We start from the raw sequence: 13,650 nt of genomic DNA, 5'->3' as shown, positions 1-13,650 counted from the left end.
CCTCTTCAGTTGCAGGTGGCCGGGGTGGCGGAATCCGCGGCGCCGTAGACGACAAAGGCGCGGATATCGGCCCAGAGATCGTCATTGGCGATTGGGGCGAACTTCTCCGCGACCTTGTTGTCGGATGCGATGCTGGCGCGGTACTCCTGGCTGACATACTCGGCCAGGTGCTCGGCGCCTTCAGGGGTCTCGATCCATTCCTCCCATTCGGCGATCTTCTTGGAAGCGGGTGAAATGGACTCGCCGATTTCCGCCGTGTGGCAGGACGTGCAGGCGGCGCGGTAGTAGATCCGGCCCCGCTTCCAGTTGCCGTCGCCTTCGGCAGAGCTGGGCAGCGCAGGCAGGATCAGCATCGCCGATGCGGCGAACAGGCAAGTTAGAGTGGCTTTCATGATTGACCTCCGTGGGTTTGCAATCACGTGCTCGGCAGGCATTCTTCTGGGCCGCAAATGTGGAGCCCTGCCGGGTCTCTCCACCCACTGTCCTGTCGATGTCGGATCTTTCGGCGCTTCGACAGGATGTGTCCCTTGCGGCCTGCAATCGATCGGAAGGCAGACCTTTCGTCTTCCGGTTCCTCCGTTCGGCGCCCCGTCCCGTGCGCTCGTCGTTCTGTTGCGCTCTCTTCGGGGCGGGGCGCCGCGTTTCGGAGGTCAGACGCAGCCGGTCGGCTTGGGAAGCCCGGCAATCTTGCAGCCCTGCTTGGCGGCGCCGTCCGGGAACATCGCTTCAAGCGTCTTGTTGTTGCCGATGTCCGGGCCGAGCTTCTTCTTTGCGTTCTTGACGAGGACGCGAATGGCGGGGGCAATCTGGAATTCGTCGTAGTAGTTCCGCAGGAAGTCGATCACCTTCCAGTGGTCGTCGGTCATCGCGAGGCCTTCGGCCTTGGCGATCTCTTCGGCCAGTTCTTTCGACCACTCGTCAAGGTTGACGATGTAGCCGTCTTCGTCGGCTTCAATGGCCGCGCCGTTTACTTGATAGGACATATGGGTGTTCCTTCTCTCTTCTCATCTTGTGTCCCGCGTCCGCGGGCGTCGTTTCAAAGCCAGGATTGGGTGCGATCATGTTCCGCGACCAGATCGACAAAACCGTCGTAGCCAACGGGCTTCACCTGTTGGATCAGTTTCCCGGCGGCCAATCCGCGTGCCTTTGTATCGCCGTCGAGGACGTAGAAGCTGACATCGCCAGCGCGTGCCTCGACATTCGCGGCCACCGCCGAGCCGGCCACCGCGCCATAGACGCCGTCCTCGATCAGCAAGACGGCATCGCCGGGTTTGCAATGCGCGAGGCAACTGTTGAATGCGCTGTCACCGAACGGGGACTTGTTGACTGTGTGAAGTGTGGACATGTTTCCCCCCTCAGAAACTCAGAACCACGTCCTGATCGGACATGATGTCGGCCATTTCAGAACGGGAAACGATCTGGATGGAGGGCTTCTCCTCCCAGTCGTCATCTTCGTCCTCGTACATGATCTCCTGAAGATCGGAGGGCTCCAGCCCGCGTTCCTCGAGCGACTCCTTCTCGACGAAAAGCTTGGTGACTTCGTAGTCGCCGAGTGCGCGGAAGGTGGGCGAGAAGTTCTTCACCCCGATCTCGTCGGTGTTCTGGTCCCTGGTAAGCTGGAACACACCGTCATCCAGGAATGCGAGCGACACATCCTGCTCGAAGGCGGCACCAATCAGCACCACTTCGAGGCTTTCGAGGGCGTAGATCGTCCCGTAGGGCGCCTTGCGGTTCACGTAGAGGAATTTCTTGGCTTCTGACATATTCGCTTTCCTCAATCGCCGAACGTGACGGTACGGTCACATTCGATGCCCATCTCGATGAGCTGTCCGAGTCCGGAGATGCGGAATCCCTCTGCGAGGTTGGAGGCATCCTTGCCTTGCCGCTTCGCTTCGTTCTCGTCGAGAATGCCGCGGCGCTGAGCGGCGGCGATGCAGACGACCATGTCGATGTCATTGGCCTTGGCGAGCGCGGTCCAGTTTTTCTGGATTTGGCGCTCGTCCTGGGGCGGAACCGACAGGTTCGTCGCGACGTTAACGCCATCATGGTAGAAGAAGACGCGAGGTACCTCGTGCCCCTTGTCCAGCGCCGCCTTGGCGAAGTGATAGGCGGTGTCAGCGGCCTGGTGGGTATACGGGCCCTCGCTGACGACAATTCCGAATTTCACGGAGTATCCTTTCCTTGGTGGAAGGGATCGGTCGCGTCGTGGTCGTGGCGGTCCTTGGCTCGAGGCGTTCTATCGTCCGGCCTTGTGCAAGGACCGGGTCAGCCACGGATTCAGCGGCTGACCAGACATGAACGGTCGCGATCCACGCGATTTGTCAGGCTTTCCTGATCTCGTAGGTGTAGACGTCGCCTTCGTTGCTCGTGCTGAGCAATTCGTTGCCCGTCTGGTTGCAGAAGGCGGCCATGTCGGCAACGGAGCCGGGATCGGTCGCGGTGATTTCAAGCACCTGGCCCGCACCCATGCCCTTGAGCGCTTTTTTCGCCTTCAAGATCGGCAGCGGACAGTTCAGGCCTTGGGCGTTGAGGGTTTGATCTGCCACGTTTCTTCTCCTGTGTGGTGGTGATGTTCAGATGAACAGGTTGATGTCGGATTTGAGGGCGGTTTCCATGTAGGTGGCCGCACCGCCCAGCTCGATCCCGTCGATCATGTCGTCCTTCGAGTATTCGAAGAGGTCGAGCGTCATCTGGCAGGCGATCATGCGGATTTCGAGATCCACCGCCGCCTCGCGCAGGTCCTCGATGGAGGCCACGCCCTTCTTGGCCATGAGGTTCTTCATCATGGTACCGGCAAGCGCGCCGGCTCCCGGCAGCATGGAGACCATGTTGGGCATCTTCATGTGTCCGCCCATCATCGGCATTTCCATCGCCGCGTTTCCGAGCGTCGAGAAGCCGAGATTGAGGTCTTTTTTGAGCAGGACAAGACCGTAGAAGGTGAAGAACATCGTCACCTCCACATCCATCGCAGCGGCGGTCGTGCCGAGGATGAATGGCGGATAAGCCCAGTCCAGTGTGCCCTTGGTGACGATGATCGACATGCTCTTGGCTTTTTCGAGTTGGCTGTCGTCAAGCATCTGGCATTTCCTTTCCCATTCGCGTCTTTGGCGCCGCCCCCGCTGGGGGCGGTGCGCGGGTCTCAGCGGACCTTGATCTTGAGTTTCTCGTCGCCGTCTTCGCCGACCATGTGCACCGCACAGGCGATGCAGGGATCGAAGCTGTGGATGGTGCGCAGGATCTCCAGCGGCTGGTCCGGATTGGCCAGTTCGTGCCCCTTCAGCGCCGCCTCGTAAGGGCCTGAGACGCCGTCGGAATCCCGCGGGCCGGCGTTCCACGTTGTCGGAACAATGGCCTGGTAATTGTCGATCTTGCGGTTCTTGATGACGATCCAGTGGCCGAGTGCGCCGCGCGGGGCCTCCATGTAGCCCGCGCCCTTGGCCACGCTTGGCCAGGTTGCGGGATCCCAGAATTCGTCGTTGTGGGTCTGGAGGTCGCCCGCAGCGATGTTGGCGACAAGGTCGTTGTACCAGCCGCGCATCATGTCGAGGTAGATCTTGGTCTCCAGCGTCCGCGCCGCTGTCCGGCCCAGCGTCGAGAACAGCGCCTCGACCGGCACGTCCAGCGTGCTGAGCGTGCTGTCGACCAGTTCCTTCGCCTGATCATGACCCTTGGCATAGAGCATCAGCATCCGGGAAAGCGGGCCAACTTCCATCGGCTTGCCCTTCCAGCGTGGCGATTTCAGCCAGGAATATCCCTGATCAACGTCGAGCTGCGTGTAGGGCGGTTTCGGCCCGGTGTAGTTCAGCTCGGTCTCGCCGTCATATGGGTGCAGGCCGGTGCCCTTGCCACCCTGGTACTTGTACCAGGCGTGATCGACATACTCCTCGATCTGGCCCTCCTCGTGCAGGTCCACGTCGTGGATCGTGGAAAGATCCCGGTCGAGGATCACGCCGCGCGGCACCAGGAAGGTCGATGGGTCGTTGTATTCGCCAGTCGGGAAGTCGCCATAGCACATGAAATTGCCGACGCCTTCACCGATGGCACCCCAATCCTTGTAGAAGGACGCGATGGCCAGCGTGTCCGGCAGATAGGCCTGGTTCACGAAGTCTTCCATCTGGGTGATCAGAGACGAGACCTGGCTCAAGGCTCCCATGTTGATGGCGGTTTCGGAATTGGGATCGATCGGGGAGGGCACACCGCCGCAGACGAAGTTCGGATGCGGGTTCTTGCCGCCGAAGATCGTGTGCAGCTTGGAGACCTCGCGTTGCCAGGCAAGCGCATCGAGGTAGTGCGCGACGGCCATAAGGTTCGCTTCGGGCGGCAGCCTGTAGCCCGGATGCCCCCAGTAGCCGCCGGAGAAGATCCCCAACTGCCCGGATTCAACGAAGCCTTTCAGCTTCTTCTTCACGTCCGCAAAATGTCCCGGCGAGGATCGCGGATAGCTGCTGAGCGATTGGGCCAACTCCGATGTCGCCTTGGGATCGGCCTCAAGCGCCGAGACCACATCCACCCAATCCAGCGCATGCAGGTGATAGAAGTGCATCACGTGGTCATGCACATATTGCGAGGCGATCATCAGGTTGCGGATCAGCTGCGCGTTCTTCGGAATCTTCCAGTTCAGCGCATCTTCAACCGCGCGGACCGAGGCCATGCCATGCACCAACGTACAGACACCGCATATCCGCTGGGCAAAGGCCCAGGCGTCGCGCGGGTCACGGTCGCGCAGGATGATCTCGATGCCGCGGACCATCGTGCCCGACGAATAGGCCTCGGCGATCCTGTTGCCGTCCATCTGCGCCTCGACGCGCAGGTGCCCCTCGATCCGTGTGATGGGGTCTACGACCAGTCTTTCTGCCATCTCGTATCTCCCCTCAATCCTCGTCGACCAGGTATTCGGCCATCATCTCGGTCAGGCCGGCCACCTCGATATCCATGTCGTTGTCTTCCAGCGCGTTCTCCAGCGTGTGGTGGCAGAAGGCGCACATGGTCACGATCTTGTCCGGCGCGACCTTCTCGAACTGCCGTTTCTTGAGCTGGAAGGCGGCGTTCTTGAGATCGGCCGCACGCTCGTTCGCGCCAACCCCGCCACCGGCGGAGCAGCACCAGTTCATCGTTCCGGCATCGTCTGTCTCGACGAAATTCTCTGCGACCATGTTCAGCAGCCGGCGCGGTTCCTTGTTGATGCCACCGCGGCGGTTGATCTGGCACGGGTCATGGAAGGTGATCTTGTCGCTGTCCTTGCCGGAGGTCTTGAGCTTGCCCTCGGCGCGGAGCTGGTCGAGCAGTTCGATGATGTGAACCACCTCGAAGTCATATTCACGGCCGATCAGGTTTGGCCCTTCCCAACGCATCGCCTGATAGGCGTGGCCGCATTCGGGGCTGATGACCTTCTTGACGCCCAGCCTCTCGGCAGCCTCGACCACGCGGGTGACGAGGTATTTCGCAACGTCCCGGTTGCCGATCTGGATGCCCACATTGGTGGCTTCGAAAGCCTCCAGTGAGATTGTCCAGGTAACGCCGGCCTGCTTGAATATCTTCGCCATAGCGCCGATCACTTCCGGGTATTCGGCAATTTCCTGCGCCGACAGGATGACGAGGTAGTCCACGCCCGGCTTGTCGAATTCGATCTCGATCCCGGTCTCGGCGCTGGCATGCTTGACCTGCGCCTGAATGGCCTTGCTGAGATCCCCCATCGGGCTGTTGCCCTTTGTATGCCGCTTGGCGGCTCCGATCAGCTCGACAGGCGCGTGACCAGCGGCCGACATGCCTTCGCGCATCTTGCGGATCATCAACGTGATGTCGTTGCCCACCGGGCAGACCATGGTGCAACGTCCGCACATGGTGCAGCTGTCATAGACCAGCCTTTCGGCCTCGGTGAAATCTTCATCGGTGATCTTGTTGCCAAGCCCGACCATGGATTTCACACGTCCGAAAAGCGTGTACTCGTTCTCCCAGACACGCCGCAGCAACTCGACCTTGCGGATCGGCGTGTATTGCGGGTCGTCTGTTTCATGGAAGAAAATGCAGGCATCGGCGCAGAGGCCACAGCTCACGCAGCTGGAAAAGAAGCTGGCAACCGGGGCGTCGATCTGTTCGCGAAGGGCATTTACGCCGCGTTCGGCAGTCGCACTCATGATTCAGCTCCTTTGCGGCCCTGGATCGATCCGTTGTAGTAGCGCGCCATCGCAAAGGTGAACGCGTGCATCAGTTTGGTGAATGGGAAGACGATCATCAGGATGTCGACCGACAGGATGTGCAGCGCCATCATGAAGGTCGGATCGCCGAAGAGCTTGTTGACGGCCACGTAGCCGGTGATCAACGGCAGCAGGCTGAGGATCAGAACCAGGTAGTCCACCCAGGTCGCGAGCTTTCGGCGAACCGGATCGCGCCAGCGGGTGTAGAGTAACGCAAGCCCCGCGATAACGGCCAGGACCGTCGAACTCTCGATGATGACCCGGCCAACGCCCGGCCAGCTCAGCCCGGTCAGTTCCTCGATCAGCGCGATATGCGGCACGAACAACAGGAACGCGATGAAGAAACCGATGTGGAAGACATAGCCACCGACGATGGTGATCGGGTTCGCCTTGATTGCGCCGGGGCGTGGGAAGGTCCGCGTGAAGATCGTCTTGATCCCCTGCTGAACAGGCTTGCCCTTGGCCTTGGAGAAATCCTTTTTCCGTCCAAGGACGAGGATCTCGACGACTCGGATCAGGACGCCGGCGACAAAGATCAGCAAGGCGATGTCAAAGAGCGGTCCGCGTGCGAACATCAGAAGGTCGAAGTTCGGGTTATTCATGACTCCTTCTCCTCCTTCTCGAGCGTGAAGGCATCGACGGTTTCGTGGTTGGCAAGCGCATCCGCCTTTCCTTTTCTGGCGAGATAGGCACCACCGGCGCCGGCAGCGACGCCAGCAATCACGGCTGCTTGCCCGACGCGGCGATAGTTGCCAGCGGGCGCGGAGAGTGGCTTGTAGAAGCCGCCATTGTCCCAGAAGTCGGGCTCCGTGCAGCCAAGGCATCCATGCCCGGCTTCGATCGGGAAGCTGGTCCCGTCGTTCCATTTCACCGTGGCGCAGACGCTCTTGGTGGTCGGGCCCTTGCAGCCGAGCTTGTAGAGGCACCAGCCCGCGCGCGCGCCCTCGTCGTCGAACCCTTCGGCGAAGAGCCCCTTGTCATAGAACGGGCGGCGGTAGCAGCGGTCATGGATCGACTCGGCGAAGAAGGCCTTGGGCCGGCCAAGCTCATCCAGATCGGGGATGCCGAATGTCAGGTAATGGGCCAGAACCGCCGTCATCACCATTGGAATGGGCGGGCAGCCCGGAACGTTGATGATCGGCTTGTCCTTGATGATATCCGAAACGGCCCCCGCGCCAGTCGGGTTCGGGTTTGCCTGTGGCAGGCCGCCATAGGCCGCGCAGGTGCCAACGCTGACAATCGCGGCGGCGCCTTCGGCGGTCTCTTTCAGCATGTCGAGGTTTGATATGCCGGCGATGGCGGAATAGCCCGGTTCGTCCAGCGGGATCGAACCATCGACGATCACAAGGTATTTGCCGTAATGCTCCCGCATGGCCTCTTCGCGGGCGTGCTCGGCGGCGGCGCCGGAGGCCGCCTGAAGGGTGTGGTGGTAGTCCAGTGAGATCGAGTCGAAGATCAGCTCTTCCAACGATGGTGCACTCGAACGGGTGATCGCCTCGGTACAACCGGTGCATTCCTGGAAGGAGAGCCAGATCACCGACGGCCGGGGAGCGGTCTCCAGAGCATGAGCGACCCGTGGCGCCATCGCGGGCGGCAGAGCCATGAGCGAGGTCAGAGACGCGCAGTACTTCATGAAACTCCTGCGACTCACCCCGTGTGCCTTCATCAGTTTTGGCAACAACGGACTACTCGGCATCTGCACTACCCTCCCTTTTTGTCGGCGCCAGTCTTCCCGTTCAGGCGTTCGGCCAGCATTTCGTGTCCACGCACGGCGTCTTCCCGGTGCGTTCTCAGGATGTCGGGGATGAACGTGACTTCGATGAACCTCGACTGGGTCTCACCCTGTTGGTCGTAATGGTCGACCCGCCACACGCCCGGAATCTCTGTTTCCTGAACAAAGCTCTCGCCCATCGCGTTCAGAACAGCGTTGACTTCACCTTCGCCGAGGACCTCTTGAAGGCGCTTTTCGTCTCCCCCCGTGAACGGTATCGACCCGAGGTCGATCACTGCGGTCGTTCCACTCTCGACCAACCGGCCGAGTGCCTCGTGGATCTCGGCCAGGATAGGCAGTGCATTTCCCGTCGGAAGGTTCGCTACCGCCTCCTTGAGCTGGACAACGTCCGCTCCTGATTTCGATATATTCTGCAATCTTGCGATCCCGTTTTTCCGACTCTCCGGGCCGGTTCGTGGGCTTTTTGACAAACCCGAACATACTCGTCCTTGATCTGCGTCATGCAGAAATTCGAATGCGTATACAATAAGATATTATGTAATTTGAAGGCAGGTTATCGCTACCGGTTTTTGAATTGAATTTCGGTAACTTACTGTTTGTCCCGGAACTTTTGGGTATTCTTCAGTGCCGACTGCGACAAATGAGGCGCGAATCCTGCCGATTGCTCCGCAATTTCGCCAATTGTGTAGGGATAAATAGTTGTAGGAATTTGTCAGAAATCGGAAGAGTAACCAGCTTTCCGCAGTCATAAATTATGAGTAGCTAATACGTATTAATTTCGTCAGCAGGTGCGCTCGGCGGACGGACAGAATTTGTCGGATTTGGGCTCCGGAATCAAATACCGGCCTCCCGGCCGAGACACCGCACTGGGCTTCCCGAGTCTTGTAGATGATGCTCTACCATACAAGCCGCCAAGAATTACTGGCTTGGAGTTGTCAACGCGCGTGCGGTTGAAACCGACGGGAACAGGTTTCGGGCTTGAAGACTTCACCGGACTGACACAATGCGGTCCCGAGTCTTGGCCGGGCAACATGGTGGCGTTACGACCCATTTTATGGTACATTAAAGATGCACCTATTGGAAAGGTGGGGACGCGCCACGGAAGGCTGCAACTATGAAACACGGTGTCCTGTCAGATCTATCGGTCCCCGGAACCGAGATCGAAGTCCGGGTTACGCCCAACGCCCCACATGACGATCTGTTGGTTGAATGCATGGGATTGCGGGTATTCATAACCGACAATATCGATAGCGAGAAGGCAAACGAATCGACGGCAGAGCTCTTGGCGGCCGCGCTAGGCATTCCTTCGGCGCATATGCACCTGACAGCGGGTGAGAATTCGCAAGACAAGGTATTTGTCGTCGACGAGTAGAAAGCGGAACTCAGTCGCCCGAACCCATCAACATTCATTTGTGCTGATCTCGGTATGGGCGGTGTCAGAGGGATTTCGTCAGGGCGAGGCACGTCGGTGGGTGGTGTCGGGCAGATTCGATCCCGTCTACGCAAGGACAGGATCGCTATCCCTTATGCCGCATCAAGTTGACCCCACTCGGCGAGAGCAGCGGCGCGGTTCGTCTTGAAATTGGCTCTGGGAGAGAGGCTGCGCTCCGAATTGAAACGGTTACAGACAGAAGCGTGGACGGCGACGAACATCTTCAAACTTAGCATCCGCGACAAGCTAACTTGCTCTGACATCACCGGGCCATGACTTCGAACATCAGCCAACGCGAGACACCACCCTGCTGCAACCGCGTTGGAAAGTCCCCGCGCTCGATAGCGCGGTAGATGCTTGCCCGCGAACGGTCGAGCATCTCGACAAGCGTTGCGATGCTGACGAGGCCTTCCGGAGTCGCTTGAGCGGTATGCATGATGATCTCCTCAGCTCTTGCGAACGCGAGGTCGGTTCAACTCGTTTGACGCGGAAAAAGAAAACCGTCCGGATGGCGGAACAAGTCCTGGCTTGGCTTCAGCATTCCCGGGTTGACCGGGCCTGCTCGCTTGCCATGCTGCCGGAAGGCTCGACTCGGGAGCCAATGCAGCAAGTTCAGTCTGCCACGCCGATGCCACCCAAAAAAACTGACGGCACGCTTCAGCGCAAACCGCACCAGAAGTAAGTCACAGAAATTACTGGGGAATTTTGGTAGCGGAGGAGGGACTTGAACCCCCGACACGCGGATTATGATTCCGCTGCTCTAACCAGCTGAGCTACTCCGCCCCAAAGCGTGGGCGGGAACTAAATGAGATGTGGGGGAGCGTCAAGGGGCAAGATGCGGTTTTCGGCAGATTAAGCCGCACAGATCCGGGCATCGATTGCAGCCGGGATTCGTACCGCCTTCAACCGGGAAATTCCGAGCCCTTTACCTTGTCCCGGGCCTCTGTTTCAGTCGGTGAAGGCAAACGGAGACACGCATGCACATGCCACTACCCCTGACCCGGGACCTCGTGCTCGTTGGCGGCGGGCACAGCCATGCCCTCCTGCTGCGGATGTGGGGCATGGATCCGCTTCCGGGCGTGCGCCTCACACTGGTCAATCCCGGCCCTGTTGCCTTCTATTCCGGCATGTTGCCGGGCCATATTGCCGGACATTATGTCCGCAACGAGCTGGAAATCGACCTCGTGCGGCTGGCGCGCTTCGCGGGCGCGCGCTTCGTAAACGCGGCAGCCACGGGGATCGATCCGGACAACCGGCAGGTGCTGCTGTCGACCGGAACCGGCCTCCGCTACGATGCACTGGCGGTGGATATCGGCATAACGACGGATATCCCCCAGATCCCGGGCTTTGCGGAACATGGTGTTCCGGCCAAGCCGCTCGACGGGTTCGCTCTTGCCTGGAACGCGTGGTGCGATCGGTTGCAGGCGGGCGCGGTTGCGCCGCGCATCTGTATCATCGGTGCCGGGATCGCCGGCGTCGAACTGGCACTGGCGATGCGCCACCGCAGCGACACGCTCGGCAAACCGGCACGGATCGAGATCGTGGATTCGGGCCGGGCTCTGGACGGGGTTTCGGGTGACAGTCGCTCCACACTCTTCGAGCGGTTGCGGCAGGGCGATATCATCCTCCACGAGCAATCGCCTGTCGCCAGGGTCGCGGCGAACGGCGTCGAGCTTGCCTCGGGGGCCTATATCGAGGCGTCTTTTGTGCTCGGCTGTGCTGGTGCGCGGCCACATGACTGGATCGCCGAGACAGGCTTACAGCATGCGGAGGGCTATCTCAGCGTCGACCGGCATCTGCGCAGCCTGAACGCGCCCGAAATCTTTGCCAGCGGTGATTGCGCCGATCTGAGCTTTGCACCACGCCCGAAGGCCGGCGTCTATGCCGTGCGCGCGGCGCCAATCCTGTTCCAGAACCTTCGCGCAACACTCGCCGGCGGCAGCCTGCGCCGCTTCCGTCCGCAAAAGGACTACCTCAAACTGGTCTCGCTCGGCGGCAAGGACGCACTGGCCGACAGGAGCGGCTTCACCCTGTCCGGGCGATGGCTCTGGCGGTGGAAAGACCGGATCGACCGGCGGTTCATGCACAAGATGCAGGATCTGCCACGCATGCCCGCGCCTCCCCTGCCCCCGCGCCGAGCCAAGGGGCTGGACGAACTCCATGGCGACCAACCGCTCTGCGGCGGCTGCGGCGCAAAGGTGGCGGGATCGGAGTTGCAACAGGCACTGGCGAAGCTGCCCGCGCCCATGCGTCCAGAAGTGGCCAGCCTGCCGGGGGACGATGCCGCGATCCTTTCCACGGGCGACGGGTTCCAGGTTCTCACAACCGATCACCTGCGCGCCTTCACCGAGGATCCGGCCCTGTTCGCCCGGATCGCGGCCATTCATGCGCTTGGCGATATCTGGGCGATGGGTGCCGCGCCGCAGGTGGCGCTGGCCAATGTCACCCTGCCGCCGATGCGCGGCGCGCTCCAGCAGCAGACGCTGGGCGAGATTCTGGGCGCGGCGACGGAGGTGTTCCGGGCCGAAGGCGCGGATCTCGTTGGCGGCCATACCAGCATCGGCGCGGAGTGCAGCATCGGCTTCACCCTCACCGGCCTGCGCCCTACCCCGCCGATCACGCTGGCCGGCGCCCGGGCGGGCGATGCTCTGATCCTGACCAAGCCGCTCGGAACGGGCACGATCCTGGCCGGCGAAATGCAAGGCAAGGCGCGCGGGGCGGACGTTCTGGACGCGCTTGCCTCAATGGCACGGCCACAGGGCACGGCCGCCCGCATCCTCTCCAGCGCCCATGCCATGACCGATGTCACCGGTTTCGGGCTGGCCGGGCACCTTCTGGGTATCTGTGACGCTTCGGAGTTGTCTGCGGAGATTCGGCTGGACGAGATCGCGTTCTATCGCGGGGCGGTGGGGTTGGCGGAAGCGGGCGTTCACTCCACGCTCCACCCCGCGAACCGGAATGTTGCCGGCAGAATGCTGCTGCCCGAAGGCCCCCGCGCGGAGTTGCTGTTCGATCCGCAGACGGCCGGCGGCCTGTTGGCAGCCGTGGCGCGAAGTGAAGCCCAGAACGCCCTGCAAGCCCTTCAGGACGCGGGTTTCGATGCGCGCCAGATCGGCGGCCTAGTCGAGGGGCCGGCTTTCCTGACCGTTCTGTGAACCGGCACCACGCAGTGTCTCGACCGCTTCCAGCACCCTGTCCGCGGCAGAACCGAGCCCCTCTGCGGAAAGGGCAATGTCCATCCGCACCGCCGGCTCGCCCGCAACACTGCGCGATTTCGCGTAGCGGCTGTCGTAGTGAAGGGTCACGAGGTCCAGCGCCAGCGCTTCGAACTGGCCCTGATCGACCATCTCTTTCCAGCCATTCACCCGCTCGTGGCCCTGCAGCCGGACCAGCAGCGATAGGATGTCCTTCAGCCCGTCCCGATCCGCCGAAATGTCGGCATAGGCACGGGCAAGGTATTTCGCCCGATCCTCCACGCTGGCCTGCACCCGGACACGCGGCGCCGCCCGCATCGCCTGCCAAACCGTTGGCGGCACCAGCAGATCGCCCACCTTGCTGCTCTCGGCTTCGACCAGAACCGGCCGTGCCGGGTCCAGCCGGGCAAGCGCGGCCACGAGGCGGCTCTCCAGCATCTTCTGGCTCGGCTGCCCGCCGGGGCGCGGCCCAAGCACGGAGCCGCGATGGTTCGCCAACCCTTCAAGGTCCAGAATCTGCCCGCCACGCGCGGCGACCAGATGCAGGATTTCGGTCTTGGCCGTGCCGGTATCGCCGTCGATCAGGACAAAACGATGCGGCAACACGTTCTCGTAGAGCCGCGCGACCACGGCCCGGCGGTACGTCTGGTAACCGCCCGTCAGCACATCGGCCCGCCAGCCCACTTGCTTGAAGATCGAGGCCAGCGAGTTCGACCGCTGCCCGCCGCGCCAGCAATAGACCAGCGGCTGCCAGGCCCCGTCCTTGTCTGCCAGCGGACCCTGCAAATGCCGGGCCGCGTTCTGCGCCACCAGCGCCGCGCCGACCTTGCGTGCCTTGAACGGGCTTTCCTGCTTGTAGATCGTGCCGACAATCGCCCGCTGTTCGTTATCCAGAACAGGCAGCGAGATCGCACCGGGCAAATGGTCCTCGGCAAATTCATCCGGTGAGCGCACATCGATCACATCATCGAAGGGCATCTCCAAGGGCGCAGAGAGGTCGGGCAGTTCATAAGCCATGACCGGCTCTTAGCGCAGGCAATGGGTGAGTGAAAGCGCCGCGCGCAAACGTATTCCTAGGGAAAGGCGCGAAACTGCGCC

At 61.3% G+C, this 13,650-nt stretch carries 16 protein-coding genes and 1 tRNA gene; 2 read left to right on the top strand and 15 right to left on the bottom strand.

From position 1 onward, the window contains the following. Positions 1-5: 5 nt before the first annotated feature. The 12 genes from AX756_RS26115 to AX756_RS18640 form a co-directional block, all read right to left on the bottom strand. Positions 6-392, bottom strand: a complete 387-nt coding sequence (locus AX756_RS26115) for a hypothetical protein (RefSeq protein ID WP_163886963.1) — start codon at positions 390-392, stop codon at positions 6-8. 258 nt (positions 393-650) lie between these two features. Further along, complete coding sequence (locus AX756_RS18690; RefSeq protein ID WP_068315309.1) at positions 651-983, bottom strand: TusE/DsrC/DsvC family sulfur relay protein; 333 nt, start codon at positions 981-983, stop codon at positions 651-653. Positions 984-1,036: 53 nt separating this feature from the next. After that, positions 1,037-1,345 carry a sulfurtransferase complex subunit TusB gene (gene tusB, locus AX756_RS18685; RefSeq protein WP_068315305.1) on the bottom strand — a complete coding sequence of 103 codons (309 nt, stop codon included), beginning with the start codon at positions 1,343-1,345 and terminating at the stop codon, positions 1,037-1,039. Between the two features lie 10 nt (positions 1,346-1,355). Beyond that, positions 1,356-1,763, bottom strand: a complete 408-nt coding sequence (gene tusC, locus AX756_RS18680) for a sulfurtransferase complex subunit TusC (protein WP_068315303.1) — start codon at positions 1,761-1,763, stop codon at positions 1,356-1,358. Between the two features lie 11 nt (positions 1,764-1,774). Next, entirely contained in the window at positions 1,775-2,167 is a 393-nt protein-coding gene (gene tusD / locus AX756_RS18675; protein ID WP_068315300.1) for a sulfurtransferase complex subunit TusD, read from the bottom strand. 154 nt (positions 2,168-2,321) lie between these two features. Then, entirely contained in the window at positions 2,322-2,546 is a 225-nt protein-coding gene (locus tag AX756_RS18670) for a sulfurtransferase TusA family protein (protein WP_068315297.1), read from the bottom strand. Between the two features lie 27 nt (positions 2,547-2,573). Then, positions 2,574-3,077, bottom strand: a complete 504-nt coding sequence (dsrE2, locus tag AX756_RS18665; RefSeq protein WP_068315295.1) for a sulfur carrier protein DsrE2 — start codon at positions 3,075-3,077, stop codon at positions 2,574-2,576. Positions 3,078-3,139: 62 nt separating this feature from the next. Further along, a complete protein-coding gene (locus AX756_RS18660) occupies positions 3,140-4,858 on the bottom strand; it encodes a nickel-dependent hydrogenase large subunit (RefSeq protein ID WP_068315292.1) in 1,719 nt (572 codons plus the stop codon). 13 nt (positions 4,859-4,871) lie between these two features. Next, positions 4,872-6,134, bottom strand: coding sequence for a (Fe-S)-binding protein (locus AX756_RS18655; RefSeq protein ID WP_068315289.1), 1,263 nt, complete (start codon positions 6,132-6,134; stop codon positions 4,872-4,874). Continuing rightward, the gene (locus AX756_RS18650) at positions 6,131-6,796 is read right to left on the bottom strand and encodes a hypothetical protein (protein WP_068315286.1); all 666 of its coding nucleotides are present in this window, start codon (positions 6,794-6,796) and stop codon (positions 6,131-6,133) included. The genes AX756_RS18655 and AX756_RS18650 overlap by 4 nt, the downstream gene beginning before the upstream one ends. Continuing rightward, the gene (locus tag AX756_RS18645; protein ID WP_269432963.1) at positions 6,793-7,860 is read right to left on the bottom strand and encodes a hydrogenase small subunit; all 1,068 of its coding nucleotides are present in this window, start codon (positions 7,858-7,860) and stop codon (positions 6,793-6,795) included. The genes AX756_RS18650 and AX756_RS18645 overlap by 4 nt, the downstream gene beginning before the upstream one ends. A 35-nt stretch (positions 7,861-7,895) precedes the next feature. Further along, on the bottom strand, positions 7,896-8,342 hold the full coding sequence (locus AX756_RS18640; protein ID WP_068315283.1) for a hydrogenase expression/formation C-terminal domain-containing protein: 447 nt from the start codon (positions 8,340-8,342) through the stop codon (positions 7,896-7,898). Between the two features lie 698 nt (positions 8,343-9,040). Between AX756_RS18640 and AX756_RS18635 the strand changes: the two genes are divergently transcribed. Beyond that, entirely contained in the window at positions 9,041-9,298 is a 258-nt protein-coding gene (locus AX756_RS18635; RefSeq protein WP_068315280.1) for a DUF167 domain-containing protein, read from the top strand. A gap of 322 nt (positions 9,299-9,620) precedes the next feature. Here the strand turns inward: AX756_RS18635 and AX756_RS25735 are convergent, their stop codons facing one another. Next, the gene (locus AX756_RS25735; RefSeq protein ID WP_156461566.1) at positions 9,621-9,794 is read right to left on the bottom strand and encodes a helix-turn-helix transcriptional regulator; all 174 of its coding nucleotides are present in this window, start codon (positions 9,792-9,794) and stop codon (positions 9,621-9,623) included. Between the two features lie 270 nt (positions 9,795-10,064). Next, a tRNA-Met gene (locus AX756_RS18630) sits at positions 10,065-10,141 on the bottom strand. 194 nt (positions 10,142-10,335) lie between these two features. Between AX756_RS18630 and selD the strand changes: the two genes are divergently transcribed. Then, positions 10,336-12,513, top strand: a complete 2,178-nt coding sequence (gene selD / locus AX756_RS18625) for a selenide, water dikinase SelD (protein WP_068315278.1) — start codon at positions 10,336-10,338, stop codon at positions 12,511-12,513. Here selD and mnmH read toward each other — a convergent pair. Continuing rightward, entirely contained in the window at positions 12,478-13,569 is a 1,092-nt protein-coding gene (gene mnmH / locus AX756_RS18620) for a tRNA 2-selenouridine(34) synthase MnmH (RefSeq protein ID WP_068315275.1), read from the bottom strand. The genes selD and mnmH overlap by 36 nt on opposite strands. Positions 13,570-13,650 lie beyond the last annotated feature (81 nt).

It is taken from the genome of Aliiruegeria sabulilitoris (genome assembly GCF_001558155.1).
In the GTDB taxonomy this organism is placed as follows: Bacteria; Pseudomonadota; Alphaproteobacteria; order Rhodobacterales; family Rhodobacteraceae; genus Tropicimonas; species Tropicimonas sabulilitoris.
This window is presented reverse-complemented; position numbering and strand designations above follow the sequence as displayed.

Excerpts from the sequence above, each read along its gene's own strand:
- tusB (WP_068315305.1), bottom strand. The coding sequence starts at position 1,345 with ATGTCCACACTTCACACAGTCAACAAGTCCCCGTTCGGTGACAGCGCA.
- AX756_RS26115 (WP_163886963.1), bottom strand. The coding sequence starts at position 392 with ATGAAAGCCACTCTAACTTGCCTGTTCGCCGCATCGGCGATGCTGATC.
- dsrE2 (WP_068315295.1), bottom strand. The coding sequence starts at position 3,077 with ATGCTTGACGACAGCCAACTCGAAAAAGCCAAGAGCATGTCGATCATC.
- mnmH (WP_068315275.1), bottom strand. The coding sequence starts at position 13,569 with ATGGCTTATGAACTGCCCGACCTCTCTGCGCCCTTGGAGATGCCCTTC.
- AX756_RS18650 (WP_068315286.1), bottom strand. The coding sequence starts at position 6,796 with ATGAATAACCCGAACTTCGACCTTCTGATGTTCGCACGCGGACCGCTC.
- AX756_RS18635 (WP_068315280.1), top strand. The coding sequence starts at position 9,041 with ATGAAACACGGTGTCCTGTCAGATCTATCGGTCCCCGGAACCGAGATC.
- AX756_RS18655 (WP_068315289.1), bottom strand. The coding sequence starts at position 6,134 with ATGAGTGCGACTGCCGAACGCGGCGTAAATGCCCTTCGCGAACAGATC.
- AX756_RS18690 (WP_068315309.1), bottom strand. The coding sequence starts at position 983 with ATGTCCTATCAAGTAAACGGCGCGGCCATTGAAGCCGACGAAGACGGC.
- AX756_RS25735 (WP_156461566.1), bottom strand. The coding sequence starts at position 9,794 with ATGCATACCGCTCAAGCGACTCCGGAAGGCCTCGTCAGCATCGCAACG.
- AX756_RS18660 (WP_068315292.1), bottom strand. The coding sequence starts at position 4,858 with ATGGCAGAAAGACTGGTCGTAGACCCCATCACACGGATCGAGGGGCAC.
- selD (WP_068315278.1), top strand. The coding sequence starts at position 10,336 with ATGCACATGCCACTACCCCTGACCCGGGACCTCGTGCTCGTTGGCGGC.
- AX756_RS18645 (WP_269432963.1), bottom strand. The coding sequence starts at position 7,860 with ATGAAGGCACACGGGGTGAGTCGCAGGAGTTTCATGAAGTACTGCGCG.
- tusC (WP_068315303.1), bottom strand. The coding sequence starts at position 1,763 with ATGTCAGAAGCCAAGAAATTCCTCTACGTGAACCGCAAGGCGCCCTAC.